A 495-nucleotide genomic window follows, 5' to 3' on the forward strand; every position below is an offset into this window, starting at 1 on the left:
ACCTTGTATATCGAAACACCCGTATCATAGCAACCAACCGCCCGCCGCCACCCGCATCCGACCAAGGCAAACAACCGTTGCGTAGCTCAGGGAGCGGCCGGGCAACCCATCGACACAACCGGACAGTTGCCAGACAACACAACCGAATGCAAGGCAGGTTTATGATGAGTACCCAATACAACTGTGCAGGCATCGACATCGCCAAACGAAACTTCGTCATCGCCGTTTCGTCTTTGTCTAAAACCAAAACCGGAACCAACAACCCCAAAGGTATCGCCCATACTATCGAATACCTGAAAAAACACAACGTCGCCCTCGTCGTCATGGAAAGCACCGGCGGTCTCGAAATTCCCGCCGCCAAAGCCATCCACCGCGCAGGCATAGCCGTGATCATCGCCAACCCGCGTCAGACGCATCAGTTTGCCCAATCGCAGTCGCTGACCAAAACCGATGCCAAAGATGCTCAAATGCTCGCCTTCTTCGCACAGATGATGA

The 495-nt window shown here is 54.1% G+C and carries 1 protein-coding gene; it reads left to right on the top strand.

Going from position 1 to position 495, the window contains the following annotated elements; genetic code table 11:
* Positions 1–164: 164 nt before the first annotated feature.
* Positions 165–495, top strand: a 331-nt coding sequence (locus HMPREF3050_RS09755) for an IS110 family transposase (protein WP_141758434.1), incomplete at its 3' end; no start/stop codon positions are given.

This window comes from Neisseria sp. HMSC065D04 (assembly GCF_001815675.1).
GTDB lineage: Bacteria > Pseudomonadota > Gammaproteobacteria > Burkholderiales > Neisseriaceae > Neisseria.